Here is an 18,035-nt window from a genome sequence, read left to right as displayed (position 1 = left end):
CATGGACATGTTTTTTAGTGTGCTGGATGCCACCTTGCGCGTCAGTACGCCGCTGGTGCTGGCGGCGCTGGCGGGCCTGTTTTCCGAACGCTCCGGCATTGTCGATCTGGCGCTGGAAGGCAAGATGTTGGCCGCAGCGTTTGCCGCTGCCTGTGTCGCCTATCTGGCGCAATCGCCGTGGGCCGGCCTGGGGGCCGGCATCGTGGCTGGCATGCTGGTGGCACTGCTGCATGGCGTGGTGTCGATCAGCTACAACGGCAATCAGCTGATCTCGGCGGTGGCGATCAACATGATGGTGTCCGGTGTGACGCCGGTGCTGGCGCTGGCCTGGTTCCAGCAGGGCGGCCGTACCCCGACGCTGGACGACGGCGCGCGCTTTACCGCGCTGCAGCTGCCGGACAGCATTGCGCAAAGCGCACTGCTGAAAACGCTGCTGGGTCACAACGTGCTGGTCTACCTCGCGGTGGCGGTGATCTTCGTGGTGAGCTGGGTGGTGTACAAGAGCCGTTTCGGCCTGCGCCTGCGTGCGGTGGGTGAGAACCCGCATGCCGCCGATGCCGCCGGTATCAGTGTCAAGGCGGTGCGCTATATCGCCCAGCTGATCAGCGGCGCGCTGTGCGGCATCGCCGGTGCCTACCTGGTGCTGGCACAGACCGGGGCCTTCATCCAGGACATGACCGCCGGCAAGGGTTACCTGGCACTGGCAGCGCTGATCTTCGGCAAGTGGCGGCCGTGGGCGGCGGTGTCCGGCTGCCTGCTGTTCGCGTTTACCGATGCCATTCAGATCCGTCTGCAGGGTGTGGCGCTGCCCGTGATCGGCAGCATTCCGGATGCCTTCATCCAGGCGATCCCGTATGTGCTGACCGTGGTGCTGCTGGCCGGCTTCATGGGGCGTGCGGTGGCACCGAAGGCGATCGGTATTCCGTTCGTCAAGTCGCGCTAAGCTGCGGCCAACCTTGTCGTGCCAACGGCGCCCTCGGGCGCCGCTGGCGAATTAACAAAGCCCTTACGCTCTGCGTAAGGGCTTTGTCATGTAAACCGGAAGGTTGCCGATTCAATGGCGTGACTGAGGCGGCCCGGTTGGCCGGGTCCGGTAGAGTCCGAGTGAGGTGCCTGATTCGCAACCTGAAGCGCCGTTTTTCGTTGCCGGCTATTCTTCGTCCGGCGACTTCTTGCGTGCCCGCGGGTGGGCACCGTCGTACACCTTGGCCAGGTGCTGGAAGTCCAGGCTGGTATAGATCTGGGTGGTGGCCAGGTTGGCGTGCCCCAGCAGCTCCTGCACCGCGCGCAGATCGCCGGACGACTGCAGCATGTGACTGGCAAAGGAGTGGCGCAGCATGTGCGGGTGTACGTGCTGCTCGCTGCCGCTGCGTAGTGCCCAGTCTTTCAGGCGGCGTGCCAGCTGGCGACTGCTGATGCGGCTGCCGCGACGCGACAGGAATAGCGCCTCCTCGCCGTCGGCCGGTTGCCGCAGTGGCAGCCAGCGCTGCAACGCGGCCACCGCCTGCTTGCCGATCGGCAGGATGCGCTCGCGGTTGCCCTTGCCCTGTACCTTGACCAGCGCTTCCTGCAGGTCGATATCGACGAGGTTGAGCGCCACGGTTTCCGCCAGCCGCAGGCCGGAGGAGTACATCAGCTCGAAGATGGCCTGGTCGCGGATGTCGTGCTGCTCTTCGGCTGGGCTGTCCAGCAGCTGCATGGCGCCGTCCACGCTCAGCACCTTGGGCAGCCGTTTGCCGGCGCGCGGCGCACGCAGGCCGGCGCAGGGGTTGGCCGCCACCCAGTCGCGGCGCACCATCCAGTCGTACAGGCTGCGCCAGGTGGACAGCATGCGCGCCAGCGTGCGCGGTGACAGCTCCTCGCGCCGCAACTGCCCCAGTGCGCGCTGAATCTGCGGGCCGTCGACATTGGCGGGCACGGTGTCGGCCAGCAGCTCGGCCAGCCGCGTCAGGTCGCGGCGGTAGGCCAGCCGGGTGTGCTCGCTGCGTGCGGCCAACCTTAGCTGGTCGTCGAAGGCGTCGATCAGGCCCTGCCAGTGCGCCTCCATCAGCCGCGTCGCAGTTTGGCCATCTGCAGCAGCCGCTCGAACAGATGCAGGTCCTGCTCGTTTTTCAGCAGCGCGCCGGCCAGCGGCGGCAGTTGCTGTTGCTCGTGCAGCTGCTCGGCCGTCACGGTTTCGTGCTGCAGCAGTTTCAGCCAGTCCAGCAGCTCGGAGGTGGACGGTTTTTTCTTCAGCCCGGGCAGCTCGCGGATGCCGGTAAAGACTTCCAGCGCACTTGCCACCAGCTCCTGCTGGATGTGCGGGTAGTGCACGTCGATGATGCTCTGCAGCGTGGCGCGGTCGGGAAAACGGATGTAGTGGAAGAAGCAGCGGCGCAGGAAGGCGTCCGGCAGCTCTTTCTCGTTGTTGGAGGTGATGATGATGATGGGCCGCTGGCGGGCGCGCACGAACTCCTGAGTTTCGTGCACGAAGAATTCCATCTGATCCAGCTCGCGCAGCAGGTCGTTGGGGAATTCGATATCGGCCTTGTCGATCTCGTCGATCAGCAATACCGGCGCACTGTCGGCCTCGAAGGCCTGCCACAGCTTGCCCTTGACGATGTAGTTGCGGATATCGTGCACGCGCTCGCTGCCCAGCTGTGAGTCGCGCAGCCGCGACACGGCATCGTATTCGTACAGGCCATGCTGCGCCTTGGTGCTGGACTTGATCGGCCAGGTGATCAGTTCCTTGCCCAGCGCGGCGGCGAGTTCTTCCGCCAGCATGGTCTTGCCGGTGCCGGGTTCGCCCTTGACCAGCAGCGGGCGTTGCAGGGTGATGGCGGCGTTGACCGCCAGCATCAGGTCGTCGGTGGCAACGTATTGCTCGGTGCCGGTAAAGCGAGGGTTCATGCGGGTTAGCCTTGTGTTGTTATGGTGTTGCGGTAATGCAAACAGCCGCCATCGGCGGCTGTTGTCTGGCGGCTAGCTCAGCTCTTGCTGAGTTCGGCCTGCAGATCGTCCAGCGAGATGTGCCAGTGCGTCATCATGTGGCGCAGCAGCAGCATTTCGGAATCGCTGATTTCCTTGTCTGCCTTGCAGACATCCAGCGCCAGCGCGCAGCACAGTACGTGTTTGTTGCGTTCGGTAACGGCATCTAGGATGTTATTGATGCGCTCGGGGCTCAGCAGGTGGATGGTGCCGTCGTCTTCCGCTTCGTCGGAGATGTCGTCGCAGTATTCCATCAGTACATTGATGAAGTCCTTGCGTGCCAGGCCAACCAGTTGATAGACGTGCAGGCTCTCCAGCGTTTCAATCTCGCGGGGGTCCATGTTGCCGTCGGTAATCATGAACATGGCCAGGATGCGGGCGATGGCTTCCGGGCTGTTGGGCGCGTATTTTTTCATGGCGCGGCTCCTGTATGTTGTTCTTCGAAACGCAGGCGGAAGCCTGCGGGAATAGGGGCAATCTTGCGGGCTTGGTAGTCGAAGAAAACGATGCCTGTTTTCAATCTTGCCACTTCTTTACCGGTCGCACCATCGCTGACCAGGTAGAAAATATCACAGCCGTACGGGTTGAAATCAATCAGCCCCAGCTGAAAGTGCAGGGTGTCGCCGTGGAAGGCCTCGGCGCGGTACACCACTGCAGCATCTGTCATGATGATACCCCTGCCTTCAATGTCCAGTTCGGAAAAACCGTGACTCTTGAGCAGGCGCAAGCGTGCTTCGTGCGCCAGTCGCAATATGGCATCGTTGCCGAGGTGGCCGCCGTAGTTGATGTCACCAATATGCACCTGGATGCGGGTATCAAAAACGAAGTGCGGTGGCAGGTCCAGCTTGATGCGTGCCATGGGTTTCTTGCCTGCGTAAATTCTGAGCCCGGCCATACTGCCTATGCAATTAACGTTTATCAATGTCTTCGTGTGGTATTGCGCTAGACTGGGACTGTGTCATGTTCAGCAGGAAGCGAGGGGGATATGTATCAGCGTATTTTGGTGCCGGTAGACGATAGCGCCACATCGGCGCTGGCGCTGGCGGAAGCCTGCAAGCTGGCAAAAGAAGTCGGCGCGGCAGTGAGGCTGGTGCACGTGGTGGATCTGGCGCAGTTTGGCTGGGGCGGCGCCGAGTTTCTGGATGCAGCCGAATTACAGGGCTCGATCAAGCAGGCTGGCGAGCAGGTGCTGGCGGCCAGCCGCAGCAAGGTGGAAGCACAGGGGTTGGCCGCAGAGTCTGCCATTCTGGAAAGCTGGGGTGATCGCATTGCCAGCGTGATCGTGGAAGACGCCAATAAATGGGGTGCCGATCTACTGGTAATGGGTACCCACGGCCTGGGTGGCTTGATGCACCTGCTGATGGGGAGTGTGGCCGAGGGCGTGCTCAAGCAGGCGGATGTGCCGGTGCTGCTGGTGCGCAACCCTACGGCGGACTGATTGCCTTGCTGTGTAAAACCATAAAAAACACCCGCCGAGGCGGGTGTTTTTGTCTGCTGCAAGCGATCAGGCTTCGGTGCTGTCTGCCACCACGTCGCCCTGGGCTTCCATGCGGGCACGTACAGCCTTACGCAGGCTCTTGTACAGGTCCGGATGGGTTTCTTTCAGGTACTCGACGATTTCGAAGTCTTCACGACGCACTTTGGACAGGTCGATTTGCTCGACATGTACCAGGCGCAGCAGTTCACGTACCGGTTTCGGCATATTGCGGCCACTTTCGTAGCGGCTGCCGCCGGATTGGGTAACACCGATACGGCTCCAGAATTCCTGCTGGTTCAGGCCCAGTTTGCGACGGATTTCCCGTGGGTTCGCAATTTTTTCAAACAGTTTCATGGCGTTCCTCGCTGCATGTTTGTTTTGAAATCGGAGGGTTAAGTCCGAGTGACGATTCAAGTAAAACCAAGTGGGCGTGGAGTCATTGCTCCAAGCCCTTGTGTAATGCATATGATAGCAGGATTTTGTTTGCGCGGACGCAAAAAATGCTCGACGAATTATCGATAGATTTTGACCGACACTTGGGGCTTGCTCAGATTTTATGAAACGAGCAACTGAGGAACGACAGGAGGGGAGGGGTGGCGAGCCTGAACCCCGGCACTTGCACTAAATAGCTGTGGCTGCTTCCTTCCGGACCTGACCAGGTTCACTACCGTGCAATGCGGGGGGGCCCGCCATAGAGAGATCGAATAATACCCGTTGCCATGACACTTGCCAAGCCTGTCCGGGATTTTCTTTGCCAGCCACGGGCCGGTGGCGTTTGCAGCGGATGGGCAATTGGTTATGCTGAGTCCCTGTCTTGTGTCTGCCGGATTGCCGCCATGTCATCTACACCTTCTTCCTCTGCGCTTGCCATCCTGGCGCAGCTGCTGTCATTCGATACCACCAGCCGGGAGTCCAACCTAGCGCTGATCGACTGGGTGGTGGCGTACCTGGCCGGGCATGGCATTGCGGCCAAGCTGACCCACAGCGACGATGGCCGTAAAGCCAACCTGTATGCGGCAATCGGCGATGCTTCGCTGCCGGCCATCATCCTGTCCGGGCACACCGACGTGGTGCCGGTCGATGGCCAGATCTGGCAGTTTCCGACCTTTGCGTTGACGCAGGCCGACGGCAAGGTTTACGGCCGTGGCAGTGCCGATATGAAAGGCTTTATCGCCTGCGTGCTGGCCCAGGTGCCAGTATGGGTCGCGCTGGCCAAGACGCAGCGCTGGCATCGCAGCCTGGGGATCGCACTTTCTTATGACGAGGAGGTGGGCTGTCTGGGAGTTGGCCGCTTGATCGCCGACCTGCAGGCGCGGCAGGTGCCGGTGGCCGGCTGCATCATCGGTGAGCCCACCGGCATGCGCCCGGTGATCGCGCACAAAGGCATTGCTCATTACCGCTGCCGGGTACAGGGACGGGCCGCACATTCCTCGCTGACCCCGCAAGGGGTGAATGCCATTGAATACGCGGCGCGGCTGATTACCCATATCCGCAAGCTGGCCGATACCGAGGCCTCGTTCGGCAACCGCCATCCCCTGTATGACGTGCCGTTCACCACGCTGCAGACCGGGCTGATCAGCGGCGGCAATGCGGCCAACATCGTGCCCAAGAGTTGCGAGTTCGTGTTCGAGGTGCGCTGGCTGCCGGGCGATCAACATGAGCGCTTCGTCAGCTCGGTGCGCGACTACGCGGTCAATCTGCTGCAGGAAATGCGCGAGGTGGCAGCGGAGGCCGACATCAGCTTCGAGCAACTGGTGAACTGCCCGCCGTTCCAGTCGGAAGACGGCGGCGAAATCCGCGAGCATGTCGCCGCCCTGTGCGGCTGCCAGGGCGGCGATGCCGTGGCTTACACCACCGAGGCCGGCCGCTTCCACGAGGCGGGCATTGCCTGTGTGGTGTGCGGCCCGGGCTCCATCGTGCAGGCGCATCGCCCGGACGAGTTTGTCGAGCTGTCGCAGCTGGCGGCGTGCGAAGCCTGGCTGGCTGCCTTGCAGCAGCGCTTGATATCGATTGAATAAGGTATACAAACCACTTTACGGCACCTGTTGTGCGCTGCAGAATCCGCGTTCCCTTGCCAGGCGCAAGGTGGTTGTCCTTGCCGTCACAAGCGGCAAAGGGCGGAGATCGGTTTTCTGTGGGACCTGTACATGAGCAAACAGACACGACCCGCGTCCAATGAGGCGACGGGCAATTCGCGTGATGGTTTTACTTCCAGTTTTGGCGTGTTGGCCGCCACGCTGGGCTCGGCTGTCGGGCTGGGCAATATCTGGAAGTTTCCCTACGTAACGGGCGCCAATGGCGGCGCCGGCTTTCTGGTGGTGTACCTGCTGGCTACCTTGCTGGTGGGGCTGCCGGTGATGATCGCCGAGATCACCCTAGGGCGCAAAGCCAAGGCGGATGCGGTGACCACCCTGCGCAAGCTGGCACCGGCGGGGCAATGGTGGTGGCTGGTGGGGCTGTCCGGCGTGGCAGCGGCCTTTCTGATCATGTCTTTTTATACGGAAGTAGCAGCCTGGGTGTTCGCCTACGTGTTCAAGGCCATGCGTGGCGACATTCTGAGCAGCGATCCCAAAGTCACCTCCGCCGCCTTCGGCGCGCTGATCAGCGACCCGTGGCAGTCGCTGCTGTGGCAGTGGGGCGTGCTGCTGCTGATCGGCGGCATTCTGGTATGCGGTGTGGCCAAGGGCATCGAAGCGGTTACCAAGAAACTGATGCCGCTGCTGTTCATCCTGCTGCTGGTGATCTGCGCGCGCAGCCTGCTGCTGCCGGGCGCTGCCGCCGGCCTGTCCTTCCTGTTTACCCCCGACTGGAGCAAGCTCAGCGCCAGCGTGGTGCTGGTGGCGATGGGGCTGGCGTTCTTCAAACTGTCCATCGGCATGGGCACCATGATCACCTACGGCAGCTACTTCCGCGACCAGCAGAACGTGCCGACCACCACGGTGCGAGTGATGGCGGCCGACCTGTTCGTGTCCATGCTGGCCGGCATCGCCATCTTCCCGGCGGTATTCAGCTTTGGCTTCCAGCCGGCGGCCGGGCCGTCGCTGCTGTTCATCACCATCCCGGCGGTGTTTGCCAGCATGCCGTTCGGCCACCTGTTCATGGTGCTGTTCTTTGTGCTGTCCGCGGTAGCGGCTACCGGCGCCATGCTGTCGCTGCTGGAGGTGCCGGTGTCGGTACTGGTTGGCCGCTTCGGCATCAGCCGCCCGCGTGCGACGGTGCTTAACCTGCTGTTGCTGGCACTGGTCGGGGCCAGCTGTGCGTTGTCCAACAACGTCTTGGCCGATGTCAAACTGTTCGGCATGACCTTCTTCGACCTGTTCGATTACCTCAGCTCCAACATCCTGCTGCCGCTGGGCGGCATCTGCATCTGCCTGTTCGTCGGCTGGGTATGGGGTAAACAGCAGTTGGCCGCGGCATTGAGCAATCAGGGCACGCTGGCCAATGACAAGGTGGTGGCGGTGGTGTACCTGCTGCTGAAGTGGATTACTCCGGTGCTGATTGCGCTGGTGATGCTCAAGGGGCTGGGCTGGCTGTAAGGCCGGCCGGTAGCGGGGGTGAGCGTGAAGGCGACGGCAAGGACGACAGGCTGGCTGGGCGGCGTGCTGCTGTTGTGCCTGCTGTTGTGGGCCGCCTGGCCCTCCGCGCCGCACCACGGGCTGTTCCCGCCGGATCGCGATGGCGACCTGATTCGAGACGATGTCGGCCAGATGATTGCCGTGCGCTTTGCGGCCAACCCGGCCGCCAATGCGGCTACCCGGCAATTGGCGCGGGCCTGGCAGTTGGCCGCATTGCGTGATGCCGCCGACTGGCCGCGCTCACAACGGCAGGTGCGGCAGGCAATCGCTTGCATGCTGGGCGATGCTGTTTTGGGGCGGGCGCACCTGTCGGCGGAATCCATGTACCACTTCATGCAGCAGCTGCATGCCGCCATGTTCGACAGCCCGGCGCGGCTGGCGCGCTGGCGGCAGTTCGAGGCTGCCAGCGCCGGCATGCCGCATGAAGACCTGCCATTGAATCCCTGTGTGTTTGACCCGGCCGCGCTGGCCGGCTGACGGAGCAAAAGATGCAACAGATCATTGCCGTTACCGCCGTCGGGCAAGCGCCCGCCATCGACTACCCCAGGCCAGAGCGACTGCTGGAAGGTAAGCCGCGGCGCGAGACTTGGAATGCCTTCGATAGTCGCGATGGTGCCGTGGCCGCCGGCATCTGGGCGTGCGAAACCGGCGCCTGGCGCATTGCCTTTGCCGCCGGCAAGGACGAGTTTTTCTGCGTGATCAGCGGCCGGGTACAGCTCAGCAACGAGGCCGGTGAGACGTGGGAGTTCGGACCGGGTGAAGCGGCGGTGATTCCCGCCGGCTTTCGCGGTGTATTCCGGGTGCTGGAAGCGGTACGCAAGTATTACGTGATCGTTGAGCGCCTGGCCCAGGCGGGCAGTGACGAGGCGTCTTGATAAGGCATGCGGCCAACCTATCTGCCGGACAAGGTTGGCCGCATGTGCGTTGTGGCGGCTTAATCGGGTTCCGGGTCGTAACGGGCGTCCGGATCCACCGGCGGCGGGGCGAAGCCGTTGATGTCCCGTTCCTCTCGCGCCAGCAGCAGGATCAGCGCGGCGTTCAGGGTGCCAAAACCCCAGGCAATCAGGAAAAACACCGAGTAGGCGGTGAGCTTGTCCTCAAACAGCCGCGCGCCATGCAGGCTGAGCTCGTGCGGATCGAATACCGAGAAAAAGCAGGTGGTGGCCAGTGCCGCGGTGATGAAGGCCGGCCACAGGGTAAGGATACGTTTATGCAACATGTCTGCCTCCGGGCTGGGTTTCTTTTACTGTAGCCAGCGGCGGCATGAAAGCAAAAAAGCCGCGCAACGGCGCGGCTTTGCTGTATCTGGCTAGGCTTACTTGACCTTGTTGGCGTACATGAAGTTTTCCATCTTGCTTTCGGCCAGGTTGAACCAGCCGTGCTGCAAGGTGCGGAATTTCTTCCACTCGGCATAAATCTTCTTGAAGTCCGGGTTGCTGGCGGCTTCCTGCTCGTACAGCTCGAAGGCGGCCTTTTGTGCCGCCTTCATCACGTCGGCCGGGTATTGGTGCAGCTTGGTGCCTTTTTGCAGCAGGCTGACCAGCGCCACCGGGTTCTTGGCGTCGTACTCGGCCTGCATGCTGACGTTGGCCTCGGCCGCGGCGGCCTCGAAGGCGGCCTTGTACTCCGGCGGCAGCTTGTCCCATTCCTTCTTGGAGACATAGAACGATACGTTCGGACCCGGCTCCCAGAAGCCTGGGTAGTAGTAGTGTTGCGCCACCTTGTAGAAGCCGAGTTTCTCGTCGTCGTACGGACCCACCCATTCGGTGGCGTCGATGGTGCCTTTTTCCAGCGCCGGGTAGATGTCGCCGCCGGCCAGGGTCTGCGGAATGGCGCCCAGTGCCGCCATGATCTCGCCGCCAAAGCCCGGGATGCGCATCTTCAGGCCCTTGAGGTCGGCCAGCGATTTCACTTCCTTGCGGAACCAGCCGCCCATCTGGGTGCCGGTGTTGCCGCCGGGAAAATTGACCACGTTGTACTTGGCGAAAAACTCGCGCAGCAGCTTCATGCCGCCGCCGTAGTACAGCCAGGCGTTCTGCTGGCGGGAGGTCAGGCCGAACGGCAGGGTGGTGTCGAAGGCGAAGGTCTTGTTCTTGCCCACGTAGTAGTAGCTGCAGGTATGGCCGCATTCCACGGTGCCGTTCTGCACCGCGTCCAGCACCTGGGTGCCCGGCACGATTTCACCGCCCGGGAACACGCGGATCTGGAACTTGCCGCCGGTCAGCTCGCTGACGCGCTTGGACAGCTGTTCGGCGCCGCCGTAAATGGTGTCCAGGCTTTTCGGAAAGCTCGAGGCCAGGCGCCAGCGGATGGCTGGGCCATCTGCGGCGATGGCGGCGCCGGATACGCCGGCAGTGGCCAGGCCAACGGCGCCGGCTTTCTTCAGGAACGAGCGTCTTTCCACAGTGATCTCCTTTGTGTTGTGTCTACTGCTGTTTTCACGGGCGGTTCGCGCCCGAATCTCTTTGTTGTCTGTTGGCGGTTTGCGGCCAACGTGAAGGTTGGCCGCAGGCCTTATTGCTTGCCGGTGAGCTCTTGCAGCAGCTCGTTGCTCTGGTCGCTGCCGGCGGCGGAGGCCTCGGCCGGGCTGGCCGGCTGTTCCAGCGCGTCAGGCAGGCTGGCGCCACTGCTGCCGTCCATCTGTTGCATGATGGCGGCCGCGTCTTCGGCATTGGTTTTCACTTCGGCATGCAGCGCGTTGGTCACCAGCCCCGGGAAGGCGATCAACAGGCCGACCATCACCAGCTGCAGCAAGACATACGGGATGGCGCCCCAGTAGATGTCGGTGCTCTTGACGGTTTTCGGCGCCACGCTGCGCAGGTAGAACAGCGCGAAGCCGAACGGCGGGTGCATGAACGAGGTCTGCATGTTCACGCCCAGGATCACGCCGAACCAGATCAGGTTGATGTCCAGGCTCTGTGCCACCGGCGCCAGCAGCGGCACTAGGATGAAGGCGATCTCGAAGAAATCGAGGAAGAAGGCCAGGAAGAACACCAGCAGGTTCACCGCGATCAGGAAGCCGGTGGCGCCGCCGGGCAGGCTGGTGAGCAGGTGCTCCACCCACTTGTCGCCGTCCACGCCAAGGAAGGCAATACGGAACACCCGGGCGCCGATCAGGATGAATACCACGAAGGTGGACAGCTTGACGGTGGAGTCCATCGCCTGCTGCAGCAGCTTCAGGTTCAGCTTGCGGTTCAGCAGCGCCAGGATGATGGCGCCCACCGCACCCATGGCACCGCCTTCGGTAGGGGTGGCAATGCCGAGGAAGATGGTGCCCAGTACCAGGAAGATCAGCAGCAGCGGCGGGATCATCACCAGTACCACGCGGCGTGCCAGCGCCAGGCCGCGCAGGCTGCGCGCTTCCGGCGGCAGCGCCGGCACCCACTGCGGCTTGAGCAGGGAGACGGCAAAGATGAAGGCGGCGTAGAACACGGTGAGCAGCAGGCCGGGCGCCATGGCGCCGGCGTACATATCGCCTACCGAGGTACCCAGCTGGTCGGCCAGCACGATCAGCACCAGCGATGGCGGAATGATCTGCGCCAGGGTGCCGGAGGCGGCGATTACACCGGTGGCGATGCGCGTGTCGTAGCCGTAACGCAGCATGATCGGCAGCGAGATCAGCCCCATGGAAATCACCGATGCCGCTACCACGCCGGTGGTGGCCGCCAGCAGGGCACCGACGAAGATCACCGCGTAGGCGATGCCGCCACGCACGCTGCCGAACAGCTGGCCGATGGTGTCCAGCATCTCTTCTGCCATGCCGGAGCGTTCCAGGATCAGCCCCATGAAGGTGAAGAACGGAATCGCCAGCAGCGTGTCGTTCCGCATGATGTCGTACACCTGGTTGGGCAGCGCTTGCAGCAGTTCCGGGCGCAGCAGCTCAAAGTGGATGCCGATCCAGCTGAACAGCAGGCCCACCGCCGACAGGGCGAATGCCACCGGGTAGCCGATCAGCAAGAATGCGATCAGCGAGCAGAACATGATTGGTGCCATCAGTTCGAGGTTCATACATGTTCCTCCTGATGCGGGTCGGCCTTGCCGATGGTTGGGTCGACGCCTTGTCCAGCCAGGAAGGCCAGCCGTTTGATGATCTCGGAGATGCCCTGTGCCAGCAGCAGGCTGAAGCCCAGCGGAATCAGCAGGAAAGCCGGCCAGCGGATCAGGCCGCCGGCATCGGACGACATCTCGCCGCTGACCCAGGCGTCAAGGAACATCGGCCAGCCGAACTTGATCAGCAGCAGGCAGGTCGGCACCAGGAACAGCAGCGTGCACACGATATCCACCACGGCACGGCCGCGCGGCGACAGCTTGCTGTTGAGCAGGTCGATGCGGATGTGTTCGTTTTTCTGCAGGGTGTAGGCGGCGGCCAGCAGGAACACGGCCGAGAACAGGTACCACTGGATTTCGAGAAAGGCGTTGGAGCTGATGTTGAAGGCTTTGCGCACGACAGCGTTGCCGGCGCTGATGAGCACGACGACGAGCACCAGCCAGGAAGCGGCCTTGCCCACGCGTGCGGTGATCGCGTCAATCAGACGCGACAATGCAAGCAGTGATTGCACTGTTATCTCCTCTGTGTTGTGTGTTCGAGCTCTTTGGCTCTTGTCGGCGGCTTCTCCGGGCTCGCCGTCCTGCCGGGTGCCAACCGTTTGCTGCGGCAGGCCCTTGCAGGTTCAAGCTATGAAAACACAGCACAGATGGCTTGCAAAGCACATTGGAATAGGGGATTACCCTTGGTCTTGCGGTTTGATTCGCGCGATGCGCAGTCGCAGCGCGTCATCGGTGGTGTCGATGGCGGCGATGCACAGCCGTTCGGCCAGTGGTTTGCCCAGCAGCGGCTGTTGCAGCCAGCGCGCCACCGTCGGCAGTTTGTCCAGCAGCACGCTGGCGCGGCCGTCCTGCAGCAGCAGCCACTCCAGCGGTGCGGCCAACCTTTGCAGTGCGCGCAGGCCGAGGCCGCTTTCCAGCCCCAGTTGCAACAGCTTGCCCAGCGCGCGACCGGCCAGGGTGGCATCGCGGTTCTCGCCTTGCAGGGTGAAATCGATATCGATGCGGCGTTGCGCCCAGTCCACCGGGGCGAAGCGGAATTGAATGCGCAGCAAGCGCAGGCCGGGCTTTTTCAGCAGCAGGTGCAGTTCGCCGCCTTGCGGGGTGAACCGCAGGTCTTGCACGCTCAGCTCGGCGCTGTCGATGGCGGCCTGCAGCCGGGGCAGTAGCAGCGCCACCGGCAAGGCGATGCCGTCGCGGTGCAGGGAGGGCAGGCTGGCGTGGAGTGTCTGCCAGCGCTGGCGCCAGCCGGGAGCGGCGCTCATCAGTCGAACAGGGTGCGCGCGCCCTCGTAACGGGCGGCAAAGTAACTGTTGTCCAGTCGTTCGACACGGATGGTGCTGTTGCTGCGCGGCGCGTGCACGAACTTGCCGTCGCCGATGTAAATGCCCATGTGCGAGAACGCGCGCCCCTGGGTATTGAAGAACACCAGGTCGCCGACACGCAGCTGGCCGTTGCCGACCGGGCGTGCCAGGCTGGCGATCTGCGCCGCATTGTGCGGCAGGCTGACGCCGGCGGCGTTCTTGTAGATGTAGGCCACCAGCCCACTGCAATCGAGGCCGGCCTCCGGGTTGCTACCGCCGAACTGGTAGTCGATATCCAGCATGCTCATGGTGTAGAACAGGATCTCGCGGCCAACGCCGTCGGCCTGCAGGCTGGAAAGTGTCACCGTACGCGCCGGTGCCTTGGCCTTCCTGGCCGGCGGCTGGCTGGTGCTGCAGGCCGTCACGATAACGGCAAGCAATAGCACGGTGACGGTGGTTCTCATCCCTGTTTGGCTTCCAGTGTTTCCCAGCGCTCCAGCTTTTCCAGCAGCGCCAGCTCGATGTCCTCGATGCGTGTCTGCCAGTCGCGGGCCTGCAGCGGTGCATCGCGGTACACGTTCGGGTCCTGCAGCTTGGCCTGCAACTCGGCCTGCTCGCCTTCCAGCGCGGCGATTTCTTCCGGCAGCCGCTCCAGCTCGCGCTTCTCATTAAAGCTGAGTTTCTGCGTGCGGTTGCTGCGGTCGCGCTCCTGTTTTGGCGCCGCCGGGTTGGCCGCAGCCGCCTGGCGCTGGCTGTCCTGCTTCAGTGCCGCCATGCGCGCCCGTGTATCGACCCAGTCCTGGTAGCCGCCCGGGTATTCTTCCAGCCGGCCGTTGCCTTCGAAGGCAATCACCTGGGTCACCACGTTGTCGAGGAAGGCACGGTCGTGGCTGACCAGGAACACGGTGCCGCTGTAATTGGTGATCAGGTCTTCCAGCAGTTCCAGGGTGTCGATGTCCAGGTCGTTGGTCGGTTCGTCCAGCACCAGCACATTGGCCGGGCGGGTGAACAGCCGCGCCAGCAGCAGGCGGTTGCGCTCGCCACCGGACAGCGACTTCACCGGGCTGCGCGCGCGCTGCGGCGAGAACAGGAAGTCTTCCAGGTAGCTCATCACGTGCTTCTTCTGGCCGGCGATTTCCACGAAATCGTTGCCCTGGCTGATGATGTCGGCGACGCTGGTTTCCTCGTCCAACTGGCTGCGGAACTGGTCGAAGTAGGCCACTTCCAGCTTGGTGCCTTGTTTCACCACGCCGCTGTCGGCCTGCAGTTCGCCGAGGATCAGCTTCAGCAGCGTGGTCTTGCCGGCGCCGTTGGGGCCGATCAGGCCGATCTTGTCGCCGCGCAGGATGCGGCTGGTGAAGTCACGAATCAGCAGCTTGTCGCCATAGCCCTTGCTGACGTGCTCCAGCTCGGCGATCAGCTTGCCGGAGCGTTCGCCGGCATCCAGCTGGAAATTCACCTGGCCGACACGCTCGCGGCGGGCGCTGCGTTCGCGGCGGATGGCTTCCAGCCGGCGCACGCGGCCTTCGTTACGGGTGCGGCGCGCTTCGATGCCCTTGCGGATCCACACCTCTTCCTGGGCGTGGAATTTGTCGAAGATGCGGTTCTGCTCCTCCTCGATCGCCAGTTCCTCGGCCTTGCGCACCTGATAGGCGGCAAAGTTGCCGGGGTAGCTGCGCAGCAGGCCGCGATCCAGCTCTACGATGCGGGTGCAGACGTTGTCCAGGAAGCGACGGTCGTGGGTGATCAGCAGCACGCTGCCGGCAAAGCTCTTGATCAGCTCCTCCAGCCACTCGATAGCGCTCATGTCCAGGTGGTTGGTCGGCTCGTCCAGCAGCAGCACGTCCGGGCGGGCGGCCAGCGCGCGCGCCAGCGCCACGCGTTTTTTCCAGCCGCCGGACAGGTCGCTGACCTGGGTGTCGGCATTCAGTTGCAGGTGGGTGAGGGTGGAGCTGATCAGTGCGTCGAACTGCCAGCCATCGCGCGCCTCCAGCTGCTGCTGGATGTCGGTCATGCGCGCCATCATCGCCTCATGGTTGGCCGCAGGGTCGGCCAGCTGCTGGGTCAGGTGGTGATAATCGACCAGCAGGGTTTTCAGGTCGCCCAGACCCTCGGCCACGGCGTCGAACACGCTGTGGCCGTCGGCAAACACCGGCTCTTGCGGCACGTAGGCGACGCGCAGGTCGCCCTGCTGGTTGATGCGGCCGTCGTCCAGCTTCACCGCGCTGGCGATGGCCTTGAGCAGCGAGGACTTGCCGGCGCCGTTGCGGCCGATGAGGGCGACGACTTCGCCGCTTTCCAGCGAGAAGTCTACGTGGTCGAGCAGGGCGTGGTGGCCAAAGGCGAGGCAGGCTTTTTCTACGGTGATCAGGGCCATGGTGCGGGCGGGGCAGGGTAGGAAATCGGTAATGCGGCGGATTGTATCATGCGGGGGTGGCAGGCCCTTCGCCTTGATCGGCGGTGGCTGTTACAATGCGCGCCAAACCAGAACGGGCCGCCGTATGCGCCCGCTCCACCTGAAAGGATTGCCATGTACTTTGTTGACCGCTCGGTAGCCGTAATCAAGCCGAAAGCACCGTTCCTGACCTGGCTGAACGCCGTGCCGGACAATGACATGATCGATCTGTCGCTGGATGCGCTGCGCGCCGATTGCACCGTGCTGCTGCTGCCGGAATTCGACGAGCCGGAAGACGCGATTGCGCATATCGACGAACTGTACGAGCAGATCTTCCGCATGGAACTGGCGTCCTGGTATGAAGACGAAGACTTGTGGCCCAAGGATATGTCGCTGAAGACGTTCTGGGAGTGGTTCGACGTGGAAGTGCACTCCACACTGCTGGATACCGTCGATAACGACATCATGAACAGCCCGGTTACGCCGGTCTGATCGCGACGGCGCTGCCGGCATGCACCAGCAAAGCATGACGCCATTCGGCGCCACCCTGCAGGCTGGACGTTTGCTGCCGGCGCTGTTGCTGGCTGCCAGCCTGCTACTGTTGCTGGCACTACCGGCCCTACCGTGGTGGCACGGCCTGCTCTTGCTGCCGGGCTGGCTGCTGGCACTGCGCTACCTGCTGCGGCAAAGCGGCTGTCTGGGCGCGCCGCTGCTGGCGTTTCGTGTCGATGCCCGCGGGCAGATGAGCGTGCTGCAGCGTGATGGCACCTGGCTGCCGGTGCACTTGTTGCCGGCCAGTTCCGCCCTCATCTGGCTGGTATCGCTGCAACTGGCCGATGACGCCGGGCGCCGGCAACAGCTGCTGGTATGGCGCAGTGCGGTGGATGCGGAAGTGCACCGCGCCTTGCGTGTTTATGTTCAGTGGAGCCGCGACAGGGCGACTCCGTTACCCGATCCGTCGTGAAGTAACTAGGTTGTGAAAATGACAGTACAGGCACCCGCCAACGGGGCGTCGCTGGCCGAGTGGCTGGCTTATCTGGAAGCTGCCCATCCGGTGGGCATCGATATGGGGCTGACGCGCGTCGCCCGCGTGCGCGATGCGATGCAACTGCAGCCGGCGTTCCCGCTGGTGATCGTCGGCGGCACCAATGGCAAGGGTTCGGTGTGTGCGATGTTGTCCACCATGCTGAATCGCGCCGGCTTCAAGGTCGGCACTTATACCTCGCCGCACATCCTGCGCTACAACGAGCGCGTCGCCATCGATATGCAGCCGCTGCCCGATGCCGACATCGTGGCGGGCTTTGCCGCGGTGGATGCGGCGCGTGGCGATACCTCGCTGACCTATTTCGAATACAGCACCCTGGCGGCGATGCATGCCTTCATGCAGCAGAATGTGGATGTGGCGGTGCTGGAAGTCGGCCTGGGCGGGCGTCTGGATGCCATCAACTGCTTTGAACCGACGGTGTCGGTGGTGGTGAGCGTCGACCTGGATCATCAGGCTTATCTGGGCGACACCCGCGAGCTGGTGGGTTTCGAGAAGGCCGGCATCTACCGCGCCGGTAAGGTGGCGATCTGCGCCGACCCGAACCCGCCGCAATCGCTGCTGCTGCATGCGGCCAACATTGGCGCCGATCTCAAGCTGCTGGGCCGCGATTTTGGCATCAGCCGCATGGAGAACCAGTGGTCGTTCCACATGGGCGCCGTGCACAAGCACGCGCTGCCGATCCCGGCGCTGCGCGGCGAATACCAGATGGTCAATGCTGCCACGGCGCTGGCGGCGCTGGAGGCACTGAAGCCGCTGTTGCCGGTGAGCATTGGCGCCATCAAGCGCGGCTTGCTGGAGGTGGATTGGCCGGGACGTTTCCAGGTGCTGCCGGGGCGCCCACTGACGGTACTGGACGTTGGTCACAATCCGCATGCGGCGCGCGCGCTGGCCGACAGTCTGAAGCGCATGGCGTTCGCCCACAAACGCATCGCGGTGTTCTCCATGCTGTCCGACAAGGATCTGCCTGCCGTGGTGAGCCTGCTGCAAGACGAGTTCGACGAATGGCTGGTGGCTGGGCTGGATATGCCGCGCGGCCGCAGCGCCGACGACATCGCCGGCGAACTGGAAGGCATGGGCATCAAGGGGGTATCGCGCTTCAATTCGGTGCCGGAAGCGTGGGATGCCGCCTTATCGCGTGCCGGCGAGAATGATAGAATCGTGGTCTTCGGCTCGTTCCATACCGTGGCCGAAGTGATGCAACACCGTCTCCATCATCGCGCTTGAGGAT

The 18,035-nt window shown here is 63.1% G+C and carries 21 protein-coding genes and 1 other RNA gene; 9 read left to right on the top strand and 13 right to left on the bottom strand.

The window, feature by feature from the left end; genetic code table 11:
• Position 1 precedes the first annotated feature (1 nt).
• Positions 2-943, top strand: coding sequence for an ABC transporter permease (locus tag ACFOLG_RS08455; protein WP_386090711.1), 942 nt, complete (start codon positions 2-4; stop codon positions 941-943).
• Between the two features lie 207 nt (positions 944-1,150).
• Here ACFOLG_RS08455 and xerC read toward each other — a convergent pair whose 3' ends face one another.
• The 4 genes from xerC to ACFOLG_RS08435 all read right to left on the bottom strand — a co-directional run bounded on the left by xerC (position 1,151) and on the right by ACFOLG_RS08435 (position 3,826).
• Positions 1,151-2,047 carry a tyrosine recombinase XerC gene (xerC, locus tag ACFOLG_RS08450; protein ID WP_386090709.1) on the bottom strand — a complete coding sequence of 299 codons (897 nt, stop codon included), beginning with the start codon at positions 2,045-2,047 and terminating at the stop codon, positions 1,151-1,153.
• Complete coding sequence (locus tag ACFOLG_RS08445) at positions 2,047-2,889, bottom strand: AAA family ATPase (RefSeq protein WP_386090707.1); 843 nt, start codon at positions 2,887-2,889, stop codon at positions 2,047-2,049. The genes xerC and ACFOLG_RS08445 overlap by 1 nt, the downstream gene beginning before the upstream one ends.
• A 77-nt stretch (positions 2,890-2,966) precedes the next feature.
• Positions 2,967-3,383: a hypothetical protein gene (locus tag ACFOLG_RS08440; RefSeq protein ID WP_386090705.1), complete on the bottom strand. Its 417-nt coding sequence runs from the start codon at positions 3,381-3,383 to the stop codon at positions 2,967-2,969.
• Positions 3,380-3,826, bottom strand: a complete 447-nt coding sequence (locus tag ACFOLG_RS08435; protein ID WP_386090703.1) for an acyl-CoA thioesterase — start codon at positions 3,824-3,826, stop codon at positions 3,380-3,382. The genes ACFOLG_RS08440 and ACFOLG_RS08435 overlap by 4 nt, the downstream gene beginning before the upstream one ends.
• Positions 3,827-3,952: 126 nt before the next feature.
• On the opposite strand from ACFOLG_RS08435, the gene ACFOLG_RS08430 reads away from it, so the two are divergent.
• Positions 3,953-4,405 carry a universal stress protein gene (locus tag ACFOLG_RS08430; protein WP_386090700.1) on the top strand — a complete coding sequence of 151 codons (453 nt, stop codon included), beginning with the start codon at positions 3,953-3,955 and terminating at the stop codon, positions 4,403-4,405.
• 66 nt (positions 4,406-4,471) lie between these two features.
• Here the strand turns inward: ACFOLG_RS08430 and ACFOLG_RS08425 are convergent, their stop codons facing one another.
• The gene (locus ACFOLG_RS08425) at positions 4,472-4,798 is read right to left on the bottom strand and encodes a helix-turn-helix domain-containing protein (protein WP_349586549.1); all 327 of its coding nucleotides are present in this window, start codon (positions 4,796-4,798) and stop codon (positions 4,472-4,474) included.
• Between the two features lie 238 nt (positions 4,799-5,036).
• Positions 5,037-5,135: signal recognition particle sRNA small type (ffs, locus tag ACFOLG_RS08420), an RNA gene on the bottom strand.
• A 145-nt stretch (positions 5,136-5,280) separates the two neighbouring features.
• On the opposite strand from ffs, the gene argE reads away from it, so the two are divergent.
• From argE to ACFOLG_RS08400, 4 genes are all read left to right on the top strand, one after another.
• On the top strand, positions 5,281-6,462 hold the full coding sequence (gene argE, locus ACFOLG_RS08415) for an acetylornithine deacetylase (protein WP_386090698.1): 1,182 nt from the start codon (positions 5,281-5,283) through the stop codon (positions 6,460-6,462).
• 129 nt (positions 6,463-6,591) lie between these two features.
• Positions 6,592-7,980 (top strand): sodium-dependent transporter, encoded by a 1,389-nt coding sequence (locus ACFOLG_RS08410; RefSeq protein WP_386090696.1) that lies wholly within the window; start codon positions 6,592-6,594, stop codon positions 7,978-7,980.
• 18 nt (positions 7,981-7,998) lie between these two features.
• On the top strand, positions 7,999-8,496 hold the full coding sequence (locus tag ACFOLG_RS08405) for a hypothetical protein (protein ID WP_386090694.1): 498 nt from the start codon (positions 7,999-8,001) through the stop codon (positions 8,494-8,496).
• An 11-nt stretch (positions 8,497-8,507) separates the two neighbouring features.
• Positions 8,508-8,894, top strand: a complete 387-nt coding sequence (locus tag ACFOLG_RS08400; RefSeq protein WP_386090692.1) for a cupin domain-containing protein — start codon at positions 8,508-8,510, stop codon at positions 8,892-8,894.
• A gap of 59 nt (positions 8,895-8,953) precedes the next feature.
• On the opposite strand, the gene ACFOLG_RS08395 is transcribed toward ACFOLG_RS08400, so the two are convergent.
• From ACFOLG_RS08395 to ACFOLG_RS08365, 7 genes are all read right to left on the bottom strand, one after another.
• Complete coding sequence (locus ACFOLG_RS08395; RefSeq protein WP_386090690.1) at positions 8,954-9,238, bottom strand: hypothetical protein; 285 nt, start codon at positions 9,236-9,238, stop codon at positions 8,954-8,956.
• Positions 9,239-9,334: 96 nt separating this feature from the next.
• Positions 9,335-10,423, bottom strand: coding sequence for a TRAP transporter substrate-binding protein (locus ACFOLG_RS08390; RefSeq protein WP_386090688.1), 1,089 nt, complete (start codon positions 10,421-10,423; stop codon positions 9,335-9,337).
• 110 nt (positions 10,424-10,533) lie between these two features.
• Positions 10,534-12,027, bottom strand: coding sequence for a TRAP transporter large permease (locus tag ACFOLG_RS08385; protein WP_386090685.1), 1,494 nt, complete (start codon positions 12,025-12,027; stop codon positions 10,534-10,536).
• On the bottom strand, positions 12,024-12,578 hold the full coding sequence (locus ACFOLG_RS08380; RefSeq protein WP_386090683.1) for a TRAP transporter small permease subunit: 555 nt from the start codon (positions 12,576-12,578) through the stop codon (positions 12,024-12,026). The genes ACFOLG_RS08385 and ACFOLG_RS08380 overlap by 4 nt, the downstream gene beginning before the upstream one ends.
• A 165-nt stretch (positions 12,579-12,743) precedes the next feature.
• Entirely contained in the window at positions 12,744-13,328 is a 585-nt protein-coding gene (locus ACFOLG_RS08375; protein WP_386090681.1) for a hypothetical protein, read from the bottom strand.
• A complete protein-coding gene (locus ACFOLG_RS08370; RefSeq protein WP_386090679.1) occupies positions 13,328-13,831 on the bottom strand; it encodes a C40 family peptidase in 504 nt (167 codons plus the stop codon). Before ACFOLG_RS08370 ends, ACFOLG_RS08375 begins: the two co-directional genes overlap by 1 nt.
• Positions 13,828-15,744, bottom strand: coding sequence for an ATP-binding cassette domain-containing protein (locus ACFOLG_RS08365; protein WP_386090677.1), 1,917 nt, complete (start codon positions 15,742-15,744; stop codon positions 13,828-13,830). The genes ACFOLG_RS08370 and ACFOLG_RS08365 overlap by 4 nt, the downstream gene beginning before the upstream one ends.
• Before the next feature lie 153 nt (positions 15,745-15,897).
• On the opposite strand from ACFOLG_RS08365, the gene ACFOLG_RS08360 reads away from it, so the two are divergent.
• From ACFOLG_RS08360 to folC, 3 genes are read left to right on the top strand one after another with little or no spacing between them, the layout of a single operon-like run.
• Positions 15,898-16,254, top strand: coding sequence for a hypothetical protein (locus ACFOLG_RS08360; RefSeq protein WP_386090675.1), 357 nt, complete (start codon positions 15,898-15,900; stop codon positions 16,252-16,254).
• Positions 16,255-16,273: 19 nt separating this feature from the next.
• A complete protein-coding gene (locus ACFOLG_RS08355; protein ID WP_386090673.1) occupies positions 16,274-16,726 on the top strand; it encodes a protein YgfX in 453 nt (150 codons plus the stop codon).
• 18 nt (positions 16,727-16,744) lie between these two features.
• Positions 16,745-18,031: a bifunctional tetrahydrofolate synthase/dihydrofolate synthase gene (gene folC / locus ACFOLG_RS08350; protein WP_386090671.1), complete on the top strand. Its 1,287-nt coding sequence runs from the start codon at positions 16,745-16,747 to the stop codon at positions 18,029-18,031.
• Positions 18,032-18,035 lie beyond the last annotated feature (4 nt).

It is taken from the genome of Vogesella facilis (genome assembly GCF_042648525.1).
In the GTDB taxonomy this organism is placed as follows: domain Bacteria; phylum Pseudomonadota; class Gammaproteobacteria; order Burkholderiales; family Chromobacteriaceae; genus Vogesella; species Vogesella facilis.
Note: the sequence above shows the minus strand (reverse complement) of the source record. Positions and strands in the feature narration are given on the sequence as shown.